The sequence below is a fragment of the Curtobacterium sp. VKM Ac-1395 genome (assembly GCF_015350975.1).
GTDB lineage: Bacteria > Actinomycetota > Actinomycetes > Actinomycetales > Microbacteriaceae > Curtobacterium.
Genome location: NZ_JADKRX010000001.1, coordinates 779,927 through 797,174, shown reverse-complemented (window position 1 = coordinate 797,174; position 17,248 = coordinate 779,927). Strand labels below are relative to the sequence as shown.

Sequence of the window (17,248 nt, the reverse complement as noted above, 5' to 3'; positions counted from 1 at the left end):
CACGGGGATCGGCGGGGTCTACCGTCTCGGGGTACAGGCCGCGGACCGGACGCGAACTGGACACGACGGAAGGGAACAGGCGATGGCACTGTCGAAGGGCGACGAGGTCCACTGGAACACCTCGCAGGGGAAGACGACCGGCAAGCTCGTCGAGCAGCGCACGAGTGACTTCGAGTTCGACGGTCAGCACTTCAAGCCGACGGACGACGACCCGTACTGGATCATCGAGTCGGAGAAGTCGGGCAAGCAGGCGGCGCACAAGGAGTCGGCGCTCACCAAGGCCTGAACGGACGTCCCCGAGCCGGTCAGTCCCCGGTCGTCTCCGCACGACGACGACCGTGGACGCCGGCGGCGGGGGTCTGCCCCTGCGCGGAACGCTCGGCGCGCTCGGCACGAGCACGGCGGACCCGGCGCACCACGAACACGACGACGACCACGACGATCGCCGCGTACATCGCCCGGTCGATCCACTCCGTGTAGCCCTCGACCTTGTCGTACTGGGTGCCGAGTGCCGCGCCGCCGAGCACGAGCACGCTGTTCCACAGGCCGGAACCCAGGATCGTGAACAGCGAGAACGACGCCAGGTTCATCCGGTCGGCGCCGGCGGGCAGCGAGATCAGGCTCCGGACGATCGGGACCAGGCGGCCGAACAGCACGGCACTGCGGCCGTGGCGGTGGAACCAGGCGGCGGCCTTGCGGAAGTCGTCCTCGTCGACGAGCGGCAGCTTCCCGAGCCAGCGGACCGTGCGCTCGAAGCCGATGACCCGCCCCAGCCAGTACAGGACGAGTGCCCCGACGTAGGACCCGAGGGTCGCGAGGACCAGGACGAGCACCAGGTTCATGCGACCGGCACCGGCGAGGAACCCCGCCAGCGGCAGGATGACCTCGGACGGGATCGGCGGGAAGACCGTCTCGACGAAGAGCATCAGCGCGACGCCCCACTCCCCGAGCGCCTCGATGAGCCGCAACACCATCCCGGACAGCCCGCCCATGTCGGCGTCCGGGGACGAGGAAGCGGCGCGGGTGGCGGTCGTCAGAACGGCGGTCGTCATCCCGCGATCATCCCTGAACACCCTGACAGGTGCCGGAGTGCGCCGCCCGGATCCCTCAGCCCAGGCCCATGTGGGATGCCCGCACGTGCGTGAGCGACCGCGCGAGCGCTCCCCGGGCCACGGCGTCCCGCCCGACGGACGACGGCACGATCGACACCGGGTGCCGCAGCAGCGGCGTGACGGCGTCGGCGAGTGCCGCGCAGAACACCTCGGCTGCCGGCAGGACCTCGCCCCCGACCACCACGACCTCCGGGTCGAGCGTCGCGACGAGCTGCGCCACCCCCGGTGCGACGTCCTCGGCGAGCGCCCGGACGGCGTCCTGGGCGGCAGCGTCGCCCTGCCCCGCCGCCAGGATGACGGACTCGACGTCCGCGCCGGACGGGATCCGGGCCTCCAGTCTGGTCGGCGCCTCCGGCCACCCGGTCGACGCCAGACCGCCCATCTCCCCCGCCGCGCCCTGGGCGCCACGCGCCAGCGTGCCCTCGACCAGGAAGGCGGCGCCGATCTGACGGCCCATCACGAGGTAGAGGCCGTCGCGGACCCCGTGCAGGCCACCCCACATCGTCTCGGCCGTCGCGGCGAGCTTGGCGTCGTTGTCGAAGAACGTGACCGCGCTCGGCAGCAGCTCCTGGATGCGTCCCGGGACCCGGCGCTCGACCCACTCGGGCACCGCGACCGTGTAGTCGATCTCGCCGCTGCGGTCCACGACCGCCGGGACGCCGAACGTGGCGGCCAGCAGCCGGTCCTGGTCCACGTGCTCCGTCAGCCGGTGGACGACGTCCTGCACGCTCGCCCATGCCTGGTCGGCGGATGCGAGGTCCGTGTAGACCTCCTCCACCCGGGCGAGCTCGTCCCCGCGGAGGTCGGCGAGCACGCCGACGATGCCGTGCAGCCCGAGGTCCACCCCGAGCACCGATCCCGCTCCGGCGTCGGCCCGGAAGCGCTTGGCCCGTCGGCCCGCCTTGTTCGGCGTCGCGATCGCGTCGGCCTCGCGCACCCAGCCGGCGGCCACCAGGTCGGCGAGGGCTGCCTCGACCGTCGGGCGGGACAGCCCGACCCGGCGGCTCAGCTCGGTGACGGTGGACGAGGAGTCGTCGCGGAACAGCTCGTCGAGGAGCGCACGGGAGTTCAGGAGCCGGAGGGTCGCGGGCGAGCTCCCGTCGACCCCGCTCGGGATCGTTGACAGGGTCTCGCTCACGGCCATAGCCTCCACATTACGAAAGATCATTGAGGAATGGTGGACGCCGACATGCTCATCCCCCGCCCGCGCCTGTCGACACCCGGTGTCGGCTCGTTCGAGATCACCCCGTCGACCCGCATCGCCGCCGATGCGCCGAGCGAGCCGGTCCGACTGTACCTCCAGCAGACCCTGCGGGGCTCGACCGGCCTGCCGGTCCGTGATGCCGACCGATCGGAGGATGCGGGCATCTCCCTCCGCGTGGACGAGTCGGACGACACCCTCCTCGCCGGGCCAGGCGACGACCGCGCCGAGTCCTTCCGACTGACCGTCGACGGCGACCACGTCGAGGTCGTCGGCGGTGGCCCCGCAGGCGTCTTCTACGGGGTCCAGGCGGTCCTGCAGCTCCTCCCCGCCGACGTGTACCGGAAGGGCCGCGTCGGCACCGGCCCGTGGACGATCCCGGCGCAACAGGTCGAGGACGCCCCCGCCTTCGCCTGGCGCGGCGTGATGCTCGACGTCGCCCGGCACTTCCGCACGAAGGCCGAGGTCCTCCGGGTCATCGACCAGCTCGCGGCACACCGGGTCAACCGCCTGCACTTCCACCTCACCGAGGACCAGGGCTGGCGCATCGAGATCCGGAAGTACCCGCGGCTCACCGAGATCGGGTCGTGGCGTGCCGAGTCGCAGGTCGGCGCACACGTCGAGGGCCCGGACGGCATCCTCCGACCGGCCGGTTTCGACGGCCGACCGCACGGCGGGTACTACACGCAGGACGACATCCGCGAGATCGTCGCCTACGCCAGCGACCGGTTCGTGACCGTCGTCCCCGAGATCGAGACCCCCGGGCACGTGCGCGCTGCCCTGGCCGCCTACCCGGAACTCGGCGTGCATCCGGAGTCCCCGGTCGACGTCTGGACCGAGTGGGGGATCGCGGACGACGTCCTGAACGCCGACGACGCCACCATCTCCTTCTTCAAGGACGTCCTCGACGAGGTCGTCGAGCTGTTCCCGAGCGCCTACATCGGCATCGGCGGCGACGAGTGCCCGAAGGTGCAGTGGGAGACCGACCCCCGCACGCAGGAGCGCATCCGCGAGCTGGGCCTGGCCGACGAGGAGCAGCTGCAGGCCTGGGTCATCGGCCAGCTCGCCGCGCACGTCGAGTCACACGGCCGTCGCGCCTTCGGGTGGGACGAGATCCTCGAGGGCGGCACGCTCTCCCCCTCCGCCACCGTGCTGTCCTGGCGCGGGCTGCAGGGTGCCGTCACGGCTGCGCGCCGCGGGCACGACGTCATCTCCGTGCCGGACGACCAGGCCTACCTGGACTACCGGCAGAGCGACCTGCCGAACGAGCCGATCCCGGTGTCGATCGTGCTCACCGTCGACGACGTCTTCGCGTTCGACCCGGTGCCGGCATCGCTGACCGAGGCCGAGCGTGCCCACGTCATCGGCGGCCAGGGCAACATGTGGACCGAGCACGTGGACACCGTCCGCAAGCTCGACTACCAGCTCTTCCCCCGGGTCGCCGCCCTGGCCGAGGCCCTCTGGTCCGCGGACGTCGCCGGACCCCGCGACCTGGACGACTTCCGCGGACGGCTCGTGGAGCACCTCGCCCGGCTCGAGGCCATGGGCATCGAGTACCGCCACGAGGCCGGTCCCTTCCCGTGGCAGGAACGCCCTGGCGTCCCGGGCCGTCCGCACTCCCGCGAGGAGCGCGCCGCCTACATCGACGCCGTCACGGCCAACATCGCCGACTGACCGCCGGGACGGGACCCCGGACGGACGGGAGGCTCGGTGCCAGCTGGCACCGAGCCTCCCGTCCGTCGGACCGAGCAGCCCTACGCAGCCACCGGCGCCCGCTGCCCGACCGTCTCGCCGGCCACGGCCGCCTGGTCGGCAGCAGCAGCCTCGGCACCGTCGGCGTCCGCCGCCGGAGCCCGACGCACCCACTTCTTCAGCGCGACCAGCACGAGCGCCGACACGACGGTGCCGGTCAGGATCGCGAGGACGAACATCCAGATGCCCCCGATCGCGAAGAACACGAAGATCCCGCCGTGCGGCGCACGCGAGGTGACCCCGGCGGCCATCGTGATCGCTCCCGTGACCGCGGCACCCACCATCGACGCCGGGATGACCCGCAGCGGGTCGGCCGCGGCGAAGGGGATCGCGCCCTCGGAGATGAACGACGCACCGAGCAGCCACGCGGCCTTGCCGTTCTCCCGCTCGGGCTTCGTGAACCCCTTCCGGTACAGCACGGTCGAGGCGAGCGCCAGGGCCAGCGGCGGCACCATGCCGGCGGCCATGACCGCGGCCATGATCTCGAACGGCACGACGTTCGTCGCGGTGCCGGCACCCAGCCCGGCGACGGCGAACGCGTACGCCACCTTGTTCACCGGACCGCCGAGGTCGAACGCCATCATCAGGCCGAGGATGATCCCGAGCAGCACCGCGGAGGCGCCGGACAGCGAGTTGAGGAACTCGGTCAGCTGGGTCATCAGCCACGCGATCGGCCCACCGAGCACGAGCAGCATGAGCCCGGAGGCGATGATCGACGCGAACAGCGGGATGATCACGACCGGCATCAGGCCACGCAGCCAGCGCCAGGTCGGGATGCGCCCGATCCAGTACGCGGCGGCACCGGCGATGAGACCGCCGACCAGACCGCCGAGGAACCCGGCGTTCATGAAGACGGCGATCGACCCGGCGACGAAGCCCGGCGCGATGCCGGGCCGGTCGGCGATGGCGTACGCGATGTACCCGGCGAGCGCGGCGACGAGGAACCCGAGCGACACGGAGCCGATCTGGAACGCAGCGGCGCCGAGGTAGTACCCGAGGCCCTGCGGCGGCAGGTCGACGAGCGTGAAGTTCGTCAGGGTGAACACGGCGTTGTTCTGGCCGGAGTCGCCGTGCGTCAGCGCGATGCCGTACCCGGCGAGCAGGAAGCCGAGCGCGATGAGCAGCCCGCCGCCCGCGACGAACGGGATCATGTAGGAGACGCCGGTGAGCAGCCAGCGCTTCAGCGACTGCCCGAAGTGCTCGTTGGACGCGGTGCTCGTGCCGGTCTCGGCCGCGGAGCCGGAGACCCGGGCGGCGTTGGGGTCGTCGGCCGCGCGGAGTGCCTCGGCGATCATCGCGTCGGGCTCGTCCACGCCGCGCTTGACCGGGCCGGAGACCAGCGGCTTGCCGGCGAACCGGGAGCGGTCGCGCACGTCGACGTCGACGGCGAAGACCACGGCGTCGGCGCGGGCGATGAGCGCAGGGTCGAGCGGCTCGACCTGGGACGAGCCCTGCGTCTCGACGTGCATCTCGGCACCCGCGCGCTGCGCAGCGGCCACGAGTGCGTCGGCGGCCATGTAGGTGTGCGCGATGCCGGTCGGGCAGGCCGTCACACCCACGATGACCTTCCGGCCGGCGGCTGGTGCCGTGGTCGGCGCGGCCGGGCTGGAGGCTCGGGGTGCGCCCGTCACGCCGGCGTCGGCGACCTCGCCGGTCACCTCGCGGTCGACCAGGTCGACGATCTCCTGCTGGGTGGTCGCGGCGCGGAGGGCAGCGGTGAAGTCCTCGCGGATGAGGGCACGGGCGAGGGTCGAGAGGACCGTGAGGTGGTCCTTGTCGGCGCCCTCGGGCACGGCGATCATGAAGACCAGGTCGGCGTCGCCGTCGGGTGCACCGAACGGCACGGTCCTGGCCAGGCGGGACATCGCGAGCGTCGGCTCGGTGACCGAGGCCGACCGGGCGTGCGGGATCGCGATGCCACCGGGGACGCCGGTGCCGACGGAGGCCTCACGCTTGATGGCGTCGGCGGCCAGGGACTCGCCCGAGGCCGCGCGGCCGCTGGCGGCGACGCGGTCGGCGAGGACGCGGATGACGTCGGCCGAGGTGGCTCCGAGGTCCTCGTCGAGGCCGACGAGGGGGACGCTGATGAGTCCCGGACTCGTGGTTCGCTCAGCGGTCATGGTGTGCTCCTTTGCAGTGACGCGAGTGGCGTTGCGGTGGGGGTGCTGTTCGTGTCGGTGGGGGTGCGCCGGACGACGACGATCGCGTCCGGGTCGGTGTGGTCGAGGGCGGGGACGTCACTGCCGGGCAGTGCGGCCGCGGCGGCTCCCGTGGCGACGGCCTGCGCCAACCGCCGTTCGGGCGGTGCCCCGGCGACCTCGGCGAGGAGGTACCCCGCGAGGGCGGAGTCGCCGGCACCGACGGTCGAGCGGGCGACGATGCGCGGGGCCGTCGCGGCGAAGACCCCGTCGGGGCCGACGAGGACGGCGCCCGCGCTGCCGAGCGTCAGCAGCACGGTGTCGACCCCGCGTGCCCGGAGCCGCTCGGCCGCAGCCGCCGCCAGGTCGAGGTCCCGCTCGTAGGCGTCGGGGTCTCCGCCGACGACCTCGGCGAGCTCCTCGGCGTTCGGCTTGAGCAGGTCGAGCCGCTCCCCGGACTGCAGGAGCGCGGTGAACGGGACGCCGGACGAGTCGACCGCGATCCGGACCGCGTCGCCGTGGCGGGCACGGACGGCGCGGACCAGGACGGCGAGGGCGTCGTCGGGCAGCCCCGGCGGCAGCGACCCGGCGATGACGACCCAGCGGGCGCGGGGGCCGGTCGCGGTGGCGTCGGCCGTGTCCGCGACGAGGGCGGCCAGGTCGTCGAGGCGTCCGGCGAGCGAGGGGCCCGGCTCGTTGAACTTCGTCGTGGTGCCGGTCGGCTCCGTGACGGTGACGTTGGACCGGAGCGGGGCGCCGATCGGCAGCGCTGCCGTCGGGATGCCGCGGGTGGCGAGGCCGAGCAGCACGGGGTCGAGGTCGTCCCCGGGCAGCACGGCCACGGTGTCCCCGCCGCTGGCGACGACGACCCGTGAGACGTTGACGCCCTTGCCGCCGGGCTCGGCCGTCGACCGGGTCGCCCGCTGCACGGCCCCGCGCTGCAGTTCGCCGGCGAGCTCGATGGTGCGGTCGAGGGAGGGGTTCGGCGTGACGGTGACGATGCGGGTGCTCATGCGACGACGACCTCGACGTCGGACTCGGCGAGCGCCCCGGCCAGGTCGGCGGGCGGCTGCTGGTCGGTGACGAGCGTGTCGATCTCGTCGAGGCGGGCGAACCGCATGAGCGCCTCGACGCCGTGCTTGGCCGCGTCGGCGAGCACCACGCTGCGACGGGCGGCGAGCACGTAGGCGCCCTTCACCGCCGCCTCGTACTCGTCGGGGGTGCTGAGGCCGAACCCGGCGGACAGGCCGTTCGTGCCGACGAAGGCGATGTCCGGGCGGAGCGCGCCGATCTGCTGCACGGTGGCGGTGCCGACCGCGGCGCTCGTGACCCCGCGGACGCGCCCACCGAGCAGGTGCAGCTCGACGTTCGCGGAGTGCTGCAGAGTGGCGGCGATGGGGACCGAGTTGGTCACGACGGTGATGGTGGCGCCGGCCTCGGCGGGCTCCCACCGTGCCAGTTCGGACGCGACGGCGGCGCAGGTGGTCCCCGCGTCGAGGGCGATCGAGCCGGTGAACGTCGGCGGGACCAGGCGCATCGCGGCCCGGGCGATCGCGGACTTGGCGGAGCCGTGCTGGCCCTCGCGCTCGGCGACGCTGAGCTCGACGACGCTCGAACGCCCGACGGGGACCGCTCCCCCGTGCACGCGGCGGAGGACCCCGGCGGTCTCGAGCAGGTCGAGGTCGCGGCGGACCGTCTCGGTGGTGACGTCGAAGTGCTCGGCGAGGTCGGCGACGGAGACCCGGCCGGCGTCCTGCAGGGCGGCGGCGATGGCGTCGTGGCGCTCCGTTGCGTACATGCCCGAACTCCTTCGTTCCCGTTGGTTTTGAGCACATTACGACAGGAACCCACACAAACACAACACTTGGTTCCCGACATGTGGACAAGTCGCGGACTGACACCTGGTACTCCAGTATCGGAGGATGATCCGCAACACGGGGGCACGCCGGCAACGGCCAGACATCCAGGGGCTCCGCGCGGTCGCCGTCCTCGGCGTCGTGCTCTTCCACGCGGGCGCGTCAGGAGTCCAGGGCGGGTTCGTCGGCGTCGACGTGTTCTTCGTCATCTCGGGGTACCTGATCACCGGCAACCTGCTGCGCGACCACGCGGTCCACGGCCGCATCCGGCTCGTCGTGTTCTTCCGACGCCGCCTCGCCCGGCTCGCTCCCGCGGCGACGGTCACCGTCGCGGCGACCGTCCTCGCCGTCCACGTCCTGCTGCCCCCGCTCGACCGGGTCGCGGCCCGCGTCGATGCGCTCGCGGCGGTGGTCGGGGCCGAGAACCTCCGACTGGCACGCGCCGGCACCGACTACCTCGCCGACCACGCGGCAGGGCCCTTCCAGCAGTTCTGGTCGCTCGGTGTCGAGGAACAGTTCTACGTCGTGTGGGCGCTGCTCCTCGCCGGTGTCGTCGCCGTGCCCGCACTCCGACGTCACGCGTTCGCGCTGACGACCGTGCTCTGCGCGCTCAGCATCGGAGCCACCCTCATCGGGAGCACCGTCAGCGGACCGTGGACGTTCTTCGGCGTGCACACCCGCGCCTGGGAGTTCGGGGTCGGCGCGCTCGCGGCCATCGCGGCCGTCCGCGGACGCCGTCGAGCCCTCCGGTGCCCTCGGCTCGTCCGACGAGCCGCCGCCCCGGTCGGCCTGGGCCTGGTCGTGACGGCATCCGTCCTGTTCGACGCGAGCACGCCGTTCCCCGGGCCCCTGACGGTCGTCCCCGTCGCGGGCGCCCTGCTCGTCGTCCTGCCCGGCGACGACGACGACCCGGTCCGCCGTGCCCTGGCGTGGGGACCGATGCGGTGGGTCGGCGACCGGTCGTACTCGATGTACCTCTGGCACTGGCCGGTGCTCGTCGTCCCCGCCCTCGCCCTCGACCGACCGCTCGGCCCGGCCGAGACCATCGCCGCACTCGCCGTCACCGTGGTGCTCACCTGGGGCGGGCACGCGCTCGTCGAGACACGGACGTCGAACTGGGCGCGCCGAGACGGCACCCGGTCGCTCGTGGTGGTGGCCGGGGTCGTGGCCACCGCGGTCCTCGTCGTCCCCGCGACCGCGCTCCCGCCGCTCCGCAGCACCGTGGCAGCGCCGTCAGCGACCCCGGCGGCGGTCCTCCGTGGTCCATGGGCGCCGCGGACGGTGCCGGCGAACCTCACGCCGGGCATCGCCGACGCAGCTGCCGACCTGCCGCCCGTCTACCGAGACGGTTGCCACGGCGACTTCGCGACCCTGTCGACGAATGCCTGCCGGTACGGGGCGGGCCAGCGGAGCGTGGTCCTCTTCGGCGACTCGCACGCCGCGCAGTGGACGTCACCGCTCGCGACCGTCGCCGGACGGCACGACGCTGCCCTCGTCACCATGACCAAGTCGTCGTGCCCGAGCGCGGACCTGTCCGTGCGTGCGCAGGAACTCGGACGGAGCTACCGCGAGTGCGACGTCTGGCGACGCGATGCGTTCAGGCGGCTCGAGCGGATGCGACCCGACCTCGTGGTCCTCGCTGACGCCGCGAACGGGTACCGGTCCGACGCCGACGCCGCCACCTGGCGCGATGCCGTCGCACGGACGATCGCGCGGATCACGGCGACGGGGGCCGAGGTCGTGGTCATCGGTGACACGCCTGCGTGGGAGCGGACCCCCGGCCGGTGCCTCTCCGCATCGATCGAGGACGTCGCCGCCTGTGCCGAACCGGTGCGGGACCTGACCGACACGGCCCGCTCGGCAGCGCAGGCGGCCGCCGCGGCCGCGGCTGGCGTCCCCGTCGTCGACCCGGTGCCGTGGACCTGCCAGGACCGCTGCGCACCGGTGCTGTGGGACGTCCTGGTCTACCGCGACACGAACCACCTGACCGACACGATGGCCCGTGCCCTGACGCCGAGGATGGACGCTGCCCTCGGCCCGGTGCTCGACCGCATCGACGACCGCTGAGAGCACCCGACGTGCTACCCCTTCACCGCACCGGCCGTCATGCCCGTGACCAGGCGGCGCTGCACGATGAGGAAGAAGACGACCACGGGGAGCGAGAACAGCACGCTCGCGGCCATCAGCCCGCCGAAGTCCGTGCCCTTGTTCGTCGAGAAGCCCGCCAGCCAGACCGGCAGCGTGTACATCGCCTGGTCCTTGAGCATCACGTACGCCGTCAGGTAGTCGTTCCACGCCGCGATGAACGCGAAGACGCTCGTGGCGATGACCCCCGGCATGACGAGTGGCAGCAGCACGCTCCACATGATCCGGAACGTCCCGGCGCCGTCGGTCTTCGCCGCCTCCTCGATCTCGACCGGCACCGCGACGAAGAACCCGCGCATCACCCAGATCGAGAACGGCAGCACGCTCGCGACGTACGCCAGGATCAGCCCGAGGTAGCTGTTGAGCAGCCCGAGCGACTGGAACGACAGGAACAGCGGGATGAGCAGGGCGCCGGACGGGATCATCTGCACGAACAGGATCCCGACCAGGATCGCCCGACGCCCGCGGAACCGGAACCGCGAGAGCGCCGCCGACGCCAGGAACCCGACGACGATCGACAACAGCACGGCCGCCACCACGACGATCGCGGAGTTCCGCAGGTACCCGAGGAAGTCCTCCTGCGTCAGCGCGCGGGTGAAGTTCTCGATCGTCGGGCGCAGCGGGAACCAGATCGGGGTCATCGTGGTGACCTCGTCCGCCGGCTTGAACGCGGTGTTCACCATCCAGTAGATCGGGAACACCCACACCAGGCAGAACAGCACCGCCAGGGTGTTGGCGAGCACCCGCGGGCGCTTGCGGCGGCTCCGGACGACGGGACGTGCCTCGGTGCTGGTCACAGGTCCTCCTCCCCGCTGCGGACGAGCCGGCGGATGTAGTAGCTGGAGAGCACGCCGAGGATGACGGTCGAGATGACCGCGATCGCCGCGCCCTGCCCGTAGGCGTTGGAGACGAACGACTTCACGAACGTCCAGATGCCGAGCGTCAGGGTGGCGTCCTCGGGACCGCCGCGGGTGAGCAACCAGATCTGGTTGAACACGTTGAAGTCCCAGATCACCGACAGGATCGTCACGAGCAGCAGGGTCGGTGCGAGCGCGGGCAGCGTGATCGCCCGGTACATCGCCCACGTGGTGGCGCCGTCGAGCGAGCCGGCCTCGTAGTACTCCGGCGCGATCTGCGACTGGGCGGCGTACAGCGTCAGCGCGACGAACGGCACGGCCTGCCAGATCACGAGCGTCAGCACGATCGTGTACGCCTGCGCCGGGTGTGACGCCCAGTTGTCCTGCGTGTGGTCGCCGAACACCCGCATCTGCGTGACGACCCAGTTGAGCACGCCGTAGAACGGCTGGAACAGCCACTGCCAGACCAGGCTCGAGGCCACGTTCGGCATCGCCCAGGCCAGCACGAGCACCACGCTCACGACCGTGCGCATCACGACACCGAGCCGCGTGAGCAGCTGCGACACCGCCATCCCGATCAGCAGCGTGCCGATCACCATCGCCGCGGTGACGACGATCGTCCGCAGGATGACCGGCCAGAAGCTCGCGTCGGTGAGCACGTTCGTGTAGTTCGTGACCCCGGCGAACCCCGCCTGCCCGGTGAAGATCGCGCGCAGGCCGTACTCCTGGAAGGAGATGACGACGAGCCGGACCAGCGGGTAGACGACGAGTGCGAGCAGGATCACGGCGGCCGGGGCCAGGAGCACCAGCGGTGCCCGCGACGCCGTGACCGGACGCCGCCGGCCGGGCCCCGGGCGTCCGAGTCGACCCGGACGCCCCGTGCGGCCTGAACGCCCGGAGCGTCCGGAGTCGGGACCGGCGGCCCCAACGGCGTCAGCGCCGGCGACCGGCCCGGCAGCTGCCGGACCGGTCGCCGTGTCAGCGGTCGAGGTCATCGACTACAGACTCGCGTTGAGCGCCGAGGTGAGGTGCTTCGAGAAGTCCTTCGCCGACTCCTCCGCCGTCTTCCGGCCGGTCGCCACGTCGGCGAACATCGACTGGAAGCTCGCGTCGCCCTCGATCGTCGACCAGCCCGGGGTCGCCGGGGTCGGACGGCTCGTCGAGGCGGCCTCGAAGTACGGCTTGTGCAGCGTGTCGACGTCACCGGCGACCGCCGAGAGCAGCTGCGTGGAGTTCGGCTCCCAGCCGTCCACCCCGAAGACCTGGTCCTGCTGGAACTTCTTCGAGGTCAGGATCTTCAGGTAGTAGAGCGCCAGGTCCTGGTTCGCCGACTTCGCCGGGATGCCCAGGTCCGAGCCGCCGAGGAACACCGGCTGCGTCCCCGATCCGGACACGGACGGCATCGGGAACGTGCCGATCTGGTCCTTCAGCTCCGGCTTGGCGGTGGTGATCGAGCCGATCTCCCACGCCGACCCGAGGAACGCCGAGGTGTTGCCCTGCGCGAAGATGTCCGACTGCGCCGGCTTGTCCGTGTTGATGTCCTGCGTCGACGTCGCCGAGTACGCGTTCTGGAACTGCTTCCAGGCGTCCAGACCCTTGACGGCCTTGGCGGAGTCGAGCGTGCCGGTCCACTTCCCGCCCTTCTCCGTCGCGATCTGCCCGCCGGCGTCCCACACCCACTGCAGCCCGCCGTACCAGTACTGACCGGGCATGTAGAACGCGGAGAAGTCACTGCGCGTGTTCGCGCCCTTGACCTTGTCGAGGTCGGCGGTGAGCTCCTCGTACGTCGTCGGTGCCGCGGTGACGCCCGCGTCCGCCCAGACCTTCTTGTTGTAGATGACCGCACGGTTGCCGGCGAAGAGCGGTGCGCCGTAGAGCTTGCCGTCGACGGTGGCGGGGCCCTCGAGTCCGGAGAGCCACTCCTGACCGCCCTTGAGCTCCGACTTGTACGGCGTCAGGTCCTTGAGCCCACCCGTCGCCGCGTACACCGGCACCTGGGTGTTGCCGAGGTCGACGACGTCGGGGGCGTCCGACTGGGCCAGTGCGGTGGTCAGCTTCGTGGTGATGCCGTCCCACTGCTGGGTCTGCAGCTTCACCTTCGCTCCGGTGGCCTTGGTGAACTGCGTCTGGGCGGCGTCGAGCACCTTCTCGCTGAGGTCGCCGTTCATCATCCAGACGGTGATGGTCTTGCCCTTCCCATCGGGTGTGCCGATGGACTTCGTGCCGCTGTCGGAAGCGCCGTTGCTCCCTGCGGAGCACCCGGTGAGGGCGAGCGCGGCCGCCAGGCCGAGCGCACCGAGTGCAGTGAATCGCGTGCGTGTCACGTTGACTCCCTAGGTCCGGCCTTTATGAAAGGTCGTTGCGTATTCCGCAATAGAAGACCCTGGGACGCCCCGTGTCAACCGTTGGATCGGTCCCTGTGGACACCCGTGATCCGCGTGTTTCCGGGGGATCACGGATGGCGAACGAATCGCGACCGATGCTTGACGAACTGGTCATGACCACCGATCATCCGCAGTGCACATCGGGGTCCGGACCAGGACGGCCTGGAGGCCCGGTGCCGGTCTCGCAGACCGGCACCGGGCCTCCAGGCGGTGGAGTGGACACCCCTACACAGCCGCCAGCGCACTCGTCGGCGGGATGCGCGATGCGCGCGCCGCCGGGTACCACCCGGACACCCCGCCGATGACGACCGTCGCGCCGAGCCCACCGAGGACCGCCCACGGCGGGATCGCCACCGGCCACCCCTGTCCGATCGCGAAGACGACCGTCACCGTCATACCGATGACCACGCCCGCGACGCCGCCGAGGAACGACAGCAGGAGCGACTCGACGAGGAACTGGTCGCGGACGTCGCGTCGTCGAGCACCGAGTGCGCGTCGGACACCGACCTCGGCCCGCCGTTCGAGCACGGTGATGACCATGGTGTTCGCGACACCGATGCCCCCGACGAGCAGTGCCACGCCGCCGATGCCGACGAGCAGCCCGGTGAAGGAGTCGTCCGTGGCGTTCTTCGCGGCGAGGGCGTCCGACGGTCGACTCACGCCAACGTCCTGCGGCGAGCCGGGGCTGATCGCACGTGCCAGCACGTCTCGCGCCACGACGACCTGCGCGGGGTCGACGCGGGAGTACACGGCGGTCGGGTGCCCGTCGAAGCCGAGCGACGCAGCCGTGCTCGGCGGGACGAACACCTGGGCGTCCAGGTCCTCGGCGAGCGCCATCGGGGCGAGCGTCCCGACGACCTGCACCCAGCGACCACCGAGCCAGACGCGGGAGTCGGCGCGGACGTGGTCGATCCCGAGCGCTGCTGCGGCCGCGGCCCCGAGCACGACCTGGTCGGGCGCGTCGGCCCCGCCCACGAGCCAGCGCCCCGACCGCACCGAGCCGCCGAGCACCGCGGGGACGTCGCCCTCCGCGGCCATGACGCCGATGCCCTTCGTCTCGGGTTCCGGCACGTACGGGGTCCGGTAGCCGTGGGCTCCCTCGACCGTGCCGACGGCGGCGGCGGCCTCGACGTCGTCCTGGCGCAGCACCGACCCGAGCGCCGTCGGCGGCAGCGGGGGCGTCTCGGTGATGCTCTGCGCCGTCGTGACGGTGAGGACGTTCGTGCCGAGGGCGTCGAGCGCCCGGTCGAGTTCCGCCTTGCTCGAGGTCGAGATCCCGACGACGGCGATCATCGCCGCGATGCCGATGGCGATGCCGAGTGCCGACAGCACCACGCGGCCCGGGCGGGTGCGGAGCCCGAACACCCCGAGCCGGAGCAGGTCACCGGGTCCGAGGGTCCGACGCCCGCTCACCGCGGGTCCCCGATCGACGCGGCGAGCGCGGCGGCCGTGGTGGTGGTTGTGGGCGTGGTCGCGGAGTCCTCCTGCACGAGACCGTCGCGCATCCGGACCTGTCGGGGCAGCGACGCCGCGAGCTCCAGGTCGTGCGTGATCACGAGCACGGTCGTCCCGCTCGCGTTGAGGTCGCGCAGCAGTGCCAGGACCGCCGCTCCCGACGCGGTGTCGAGCGCCCCGGTGGGCTCGTCCGCGAGCAGGATCGTCGGCGCCCCCACGACCGCCCGCGCGATGGCCACGCGCTGCTTCTCGCCGCCGGAGAGCTCCGGCGGGCGGTGGTGCACGCGGTGTCCGAGCCCGACGCGGTCGAGCGCCTCGCGTGCACGCCGACGTCGCTCGGACCGGGTCGTGCCGCTGTAGAGCAGCCCGTCGGCGACGTTCTCCGCTGCGGTCGCTCCCTGCTGCAGGTGGAAGTGCTGGAACACGAAGCCGATGTGCTGCGCCCGCAGGAGCGACAGCGCGTCGTCGGTCATCGTCGCGACGTCGTTCCCGGCGATCGTCACCGTGCCCGTGGTCGGCCGGTCGAGCGTGCCGACGACGTTCAGCATCGTCGACTTGCCCGACCCGGACGGCCCGACCACGGCGACGAGCTCCCCCGCGCCGACGTCGAGCGTGACCCCGCGGAGCGCTCCCACGTCGCCGTACGCCTTCGTCACGTCCCGCAGCGACAGCACCGGACCAGCGGCGTCCGCACCCGCGGCGAGCCTGCCCGGGTGCGGCCGCGCCGCGGGAGCGGTCCTCCCGCTCATGCTGGCACCACCACCCGGTCGCCCGCGGCGACGTCCCCGGTGACCGCGACGCGCCCCGACGCCGTGAGCCCGGGGACGACGCGGACGCGCTCCGTCCTGCCGTCGCGACGCACCACGTCGACGGCGTACCGCCCGTCGTCGGCCGCCACCAGTGCCGCGACCGGCACCGACAGCACGTCCTGGGCCGTGGTGCCCTGCGCCTCGATCCGGGCGGAGGCCGCCGCGGGGAGCTGTCGGTCACCGGCGTCGAAGGACACCGACACGTCGACCTTCGTGGTGGCGTCGTCGCCGGTGGCCGGTCGGACGTCCGTGACCTCGCCGGACATCGCGTCCCCGGCCCCGTTCACGCGGACGTCGACCGCCGTGCCGACCGCCAGCCGTTCGGCGTCGCGCTGGGACACCGTCGCCGTGACGATGCGCTCCGTGCTCGTCACGTGGAGCACGTCGCCGCTCGCGGGCTGTCCGAGCTGCCCGTCGACCGACGCCACCCGGACCGGCCCGTCGACGAACGCGACGTCGTCCGCCGTGAGCACCCCGGTGACGTCGTGCCCGCGGGCGCGCTGCCACTGCTCGACCGCGCGCTCAGTCCGAGGGCCGAACACGTCGTCCTGCGCCACGTCGTACCCGAGCGCCGCCAGGTTCTCGTTGAGCTGCCGGACGTCGGTGCCCGAGGTCCCGCGCTCCAGGTCACGCCACAGCGGCACCGTGCCGTACATCGACCGGACGGCGCGCTCGTCGACGGCGTACAGGAGCTCGTCACGCGAGACCACCTGCCCGGGCTCCGGCAGCCACGTGATCGTGCCCGACGCGGCGCCGGGCACGCCGGTGGGGGTCCCGTGTCCGAGCGACCCGGCGAACACCTCCGAGTCGGTGAGGTCGCCCCGCGTCACGGTCCCGGTCGGCCCCGTGTACCGGTCACCCCCACCGGCAGACGCCGCTGCCGATGCCCCCATCCGCGCCTCCAGGAGCGCCCACGTGCCGGCACCGGCGGCGAGGACGGCGACGAGTCCCACGGTCACGAGCAGCCGCGTCCGTCCCGAGGCGATCACGGTGCGACCCCGGCCGGGCTCCCGCCGAAGGCCTCCTCGGTGCAGGTCTGTGCGACCTCCTCGAACGCCGCCTCGTCGTCCGGGTGGTACTGCGCCTTCGCCGCCTCGTCGTCGGGGTAGTCGGTGAAGCCGTGCTCCCGGATGCACGCGGCGGCCTTCCGCGCCTGCTCCGGGCTCGGTCCCATCGGCTTCGCTGCCTGCGCGTCGCCCGCCCCGGTCCCGTCGCCGAGACAGCGCTGCAGGTCGTCGCGGTACTGGTCCGGGTCGACACCGTCCGGCGTGCTCAGCTGCATGGTGGAGCCCGAACCGTCGGGGTCCGGCATGTCGTAGCCCTGGTCGCGCATGCACGCGGCCAGCGACGAGCCCGCCGCGGCGGATCCGCCCGTCGACGAACCGGTGGCCGTGTCGTCGCCGTCGGGCGATCCGCCCGAGCAGGCGGCGAGGAGTCCTGGCAGCAGCAGCACGGCCGTCGCAGCGGCGAGGAGCGCGCGGGTCCGGCGGGTGGTCCTGGTGGTGTCGGTGGTGTCCATGCATCCAGCACAGCGGAACG

The 17,248-nt window shown here is 72.4% G+C and carries 15 protein-coding genes; 3 read left to right on the top strand and 12 right to left on the bottom strand.

The window, feature by feature from the left end:
• The first annotated feature begins 82 nt into the window (after positions 1-82).
• Positions 83-286 (top strand): DUF2945 domain-containing protein, encoded by a 204-nt coding sequence (locus ITJ68_RS03995; protein WP_194660004.1) that lies wholly within the window; start codon positions 83-85, stop codon positions 284-286.
• Positions 287-305: 19 nt separating this feature from the next.
• Here the strand turns inward: ITJ68_RS03995 and ITJ68_RS03990 are convergent, their stop codons facing one another.
• Both ITJ68_RS03990 and ITJ68_RS03985 read right to left on the bottom strand, forming a co-directional pair.
• Complete coding sequence (locus tag ITJ68_RS03990) at positions 306-1,052, bottom strand: DedA family protein (RefSeq protein ID WP_194660003.1); 747 nt, start codon at positions 1,050-1,052, stop codon at positions 306-308.
• A gap of 55 nt (positions 1,053-1,107) precedes the next feature.
• On the bottom strand, positions 1,108-2,250 hold the full coding sequence (locus ITJ68_RS03985; RefSeq protein ID WP_194660002.1) for an ROK family transcriptional regulator: 1,143 nt from the start codon (positions 2,248-2,250) through the stop codon (positions 1,108-1,110).
• Positions 2,251-2,286: 36 nt separating this feature from the next.
• Between ITJ68_RS03985 and ITJ68_RS03980 the strand changes: the two genes are divergently transcribed.
• Entirely contained in the window at positions 2,287-3,987 is a 1,701-nt protein-coding gene (locus tag ITJ68_RS03980; protein ID WP_194660001.1) for a beta-N-acetylhexosaminidase, read from the top strand.
• 80 nt (positions 3,988-4,067) lie between these two features.
• Here the strand turns inward: ITJ68_RS03980 and ITJ68_RS03975 are convergent, their stop codons facing one another.
• The 3 genes from ITJ68_RS03975 to ITJ68_RS03965 are packed head-to-tail and all read right to left on the bottom strand — an operon-like array spanning position 4,068 to position 8,001.
• Complete coding sequence (locus ITJ68_RS03975) at positions 4,068-6,185, bottom strand: PTS fructose transporter subunit IIABC (protein WP_194660000.1); 2,118 nt, start codon at positions 6,183-6,185, stop codon at positions 4,068-4,070.
• Positions 6,182-7,216 carry a 1-phosphofructokinase family hexose kinase gene (locus ITJ68_RS03970; protein WP_194659999.1) on the bottom strand — a complete coding sequence of 345 codons (1,035 nt, stop codon included), beginning with the start codon at positions 7,214-7,216 and terminating at the stop codon, positions 6,182-6,184. Before ITJ68_RS03970 ends, ITJ68_RS03975 begins: the two co-directional genes overlap by 4 nt.
• Positions 7,213-8,001: a DeoR/GlpR family DNA-binding transcription regulator gene (locus ITJ68_RS03965; RefSeq protein ID WP_194659998.1), complete on the bottom strand. Its 789-nt coding sequence runs from the start codon at positions 7,999-8,001 to the stop codon at positions 7,213-7,215. Before ITJ68_RS03965 ends, ITJ68_RS03970 begins: the two co-directional genes overlap by 4 nt.
• A gap of 124 nt (positions 8,002-8,125) precedes the next feature.
• On the opposite strand from ITJ68_RS03965, the gene ITJ68_RS03960 reads away from it, so the two are divergent.
• On the top strand, positions 8,126-10,126 hold the full coding sequence (locus ITJ68_RS03960; RefSeq protein WP_194659997.1) for an acyltransferase family protein: 2,001 nt from the start codon (positions 8,126-8,128) through the stop codon (positions 10,124-10,126).
• 14 nt (positions 10,127-10,140) lie between these two features.
• Here the strand turns inward: ITJ68_RS03960 and ITJ68_RS03955 are convergent, their stop codons facing one another.
• From ITJ68_RS03955 to ITJ68_RS03925, 7 genes are all read right to left on the bottom strand, one after another.
• Complete coding sequence (locus ITJ68_RS03955) at positions 10,141-11,001, bottom strand: carbohydrate ABC transporter permease (protein WP_268096264.1); 861 nt, start codon at positions 10,999-11,001, stop codon at positions 10,141-10,143.
• Complete coding sequence (locus tag ITJ68_RS03950; protein ID WP_194659996.1) at positions 10,998-12,056, bottom strand: carbohydrate ABC transporter permease; 1,059 nt, start codon at positions 12,054-12,056, stop codon at positions 10,998-11,000. Before ITJ68_RS03950 ends, ITJ68_RS03955 begins: the two co-directional genes overlap by 4 nt.
• Before the next feature lie 3 nt (positions 12,057-12,059).
• The gene (locus tag ITJ68_RS03945) at positions 12,060-13,385 is read right to left on the bottom strand and encodes a sugar ABC transporter substrate-binding protein (protein ID WP_194659995.1); all 1,326 of its coding nucleotides are present in this window, start codon (positions 13,383-13,385) and stop codon (positions 12,060-12,062) included.
• Between the two features lie 285 nt (positions 13,386-13,670).
• Positions 13,671-14,858 carry an ABC transporter permease gene (locus ITJ68_RS03940; RefSeq protein WP_194659994.1) on the bottom strand — a complete coding sequence of 396 codons (1,188 nt, stop codon included), beginning with the start codon at positions 14,856-14,858 and terminating at the stop codon, positions 13,671-13,673.
• The gene (locus ITJ68_RS03935; protein WP_194659993.1) at positions 14,855-15,649 is read right to left on the bottom strand and encodes an ABC transporter ATP-binding protein; all 795 of its coding nucleotides are present in this window, start codon (positions 15,647-15,649) and stop codon (positions 14,855-14,857) included. Before ITJ68_RS03935 ends, ITJ68_RS03940 begins: the two co-directional genes overlap by 4 nt.
• Positions 15,646-16,698, bottom strand: coding sequence for a peptidoglycan-binding protein (locus tag ITJ68_RS03930; protein WP_194659992.1), 1,053 nt, complete (start codon positions 16,696-16,698; stop codon positions 15,646-15,648). The genes ITJ68_RS03935 and ITJ68_RS03930 overlap by 4 nt, the downstream gene beginning before the upstream one ends.
• Positions 16,695-17,228 (bottom strand): hypothetical protein, encoded by a 534-nt coding sequence (locus tag ITJ68_RS03925; protein WP_194659991.1) that lies wholly within the window; start codon positions 17,226-17,228, stop codon positions 16,695-16,697. Before ITJ68_RS03925 ends, ITJ68_RS03930 begins: the two co-directional genes overlap by 4 nt.
• Positions 17,229-17,248: the final 20 nt, after the last annotated feature.

Bases quoted from the DNA above. Each gene is read 5' to 3' on its own strand.
- ITJ68_RS03995 (WP_194660004.1), top strand. From the start codon at position 83: ATGGCACTGTCGAAGGGCGACGAGGTCCACTGGAACACCTCGCAGGGG.
- ITJ68_RS03990 (WP_194660003.1), bottom strand. From the start codon at position 1,052: ATGACGACCGCCGTTCTGACGACCGCCACCCGCGCCGCTTCCTCGTCC.
- ITJ68_RS03980 (WP_194660001.1), top strand. From the start codon at position 2,287: ATGGTGGACGCCGACATGCTCATCCCCCGCCCGCGCCTGTCGACACCC.
- ITJ68_RS03975 (WP_194660000.1), bottom strand. From the start codon at position 6,185: ATGACCGCTGAGCGAACCACGAGTCCGGGACTCATCAGCGTCCCCCTC.
- ITJ68_RS03970 (WP_194659999.1), bottom strand. From the start codon at position 7,216: ATGAGCACCCGCATCGTCACCGTCACGCCGAACCCCTCCCTCGACCGC.
- ITJ68_RS03965 (WP_194659998.1), bottom strand. From the start codon at position 8,001: ATGTACGCAACGGAGCGCCACGACGCCATCGCCGCCGCCCTGCAGGAC.
- ITJ68_RS03960 (WP_194659997.1), top strand. From the start codon at position 8,126: ATGATCCGCAACACGGGGGCACGCCGGCAACGGCCAGACATCCAGGGG.
- ITJ68_RS03950 (WP_194659996.1), bottom strand. From the start codon at position 12,056: ATGACCTCGACCGCTGACACGGCGACCGGTCCGGCAGCTGCCGGGCCG.
- ITJ68_RS03935 (WP_194659993.1), bottom strand. From the start codon at position 15,649: ATGAGCGGGAGGACCGCTCCCGCGGCGCGGCCGCACCCGGGCAGGCTC.
- ITJ68_RS03925 (WP_194659991.1), bottom strand. From the start codon at position 17,228: ATGGACACCACCGACACCACCAGGACCACCCGCCGGACCCGCGCGCTC.